General features: G+C 64.8%; 1 protein-coding gene. It reads left to right on the top strand.

What is annotated here, in order from left to right; translation table 11 throughout:
* Nucleotides 1–24: 24 nt before the first annotated feature.
* Nucleotides 25–844: PE-PPE domain-containing protein (locus tag A5771_RS01575; protein ID WP_234782897.1), on the top strand; the 820-nt coding region annotated here is incomplete at its 3' end.

Genomic DNA, 844 nt, shown 5'->3' with positions numbered 1-844 from the left:
ACCGCGATCTTCGTCGGCGGGACGATGTTGCCGACGCCCTCGGCGGCGTTCGCCCAAACCGCGGCCGACCTGTTCCTCAACCCGCTAGGCTTCGACGCCGGCGACGATCCGACGGTCTGCGTGATCGGTGCCGGCATCTGCGATTCCCCGCTGCAGGTGCTGACCACCCCGCAGCTGATCCTGCAGGGGCACAGCAGTTTCGTCGGCGCGGCCGAGATCGTGCGGGCGGTGCACGCCCAGCTCGACGCCAACCCGGGCGCCTACGATGCCGACAACCCGCTGTGGATATTCGGCTACTCGCAGGGCGCCACGGCCGGTTCGATCGCGATGGCCCAACTGGCCCACGACGGCGTCGACCCGCAGTTGCTGCATTTCGTGTTCATCGGCAATCCGGTCGGTGCCGACACCGCGTCGGAGGGTATGGGCGGGGTTTCCTCCTCCGACTTCTTCGACACTGCTCTGCTGTCGGGTGTCCAGACCCCGAACAACTGGTTCGCGGTAACCGATTACACGATCCCCGGAGATCCGGTCACCGACCCCACGTCCACCTCTGAGCTCGGTTTGTTCTACGAGCACATGATGTATCTGGGGCTCACGCCCGATCAGGTGGCCAACCACCTGGCCACCACCGACGGCGCGATCACCGACATCGACATCTCCGGTGACTTCGACCAGTTCGGCGCCTGGATCAATGCGTGGAGCCACGGGCTGGTCGACAGCGGTTGGTGGGAAGGCTTGTTCTACTCAGTTGTGGCGTTCTTCTACAGCGCCTTCGGCAACATCGAGGGCTTCTTCACCGAATGGATGGGCATCGACTGGGGCGGGGTGGAAGACACGCTCGACT

It is taken from the genome of Mycolicibacter sinensis, assembly GCF_001667375.1.
Classification (GTDB): Bacteria; Actinomycetota; Actinomycetes; order Mycobacteriales; family Mycobacteriaceae; genus Mycobacterium; species Mycobacterium sinense_A.
The sequence above is the reverse complement of the archived record's forward strand: the minus strand, read 5'-3'. Positions and strand labels throughout refer to the sequence as shown.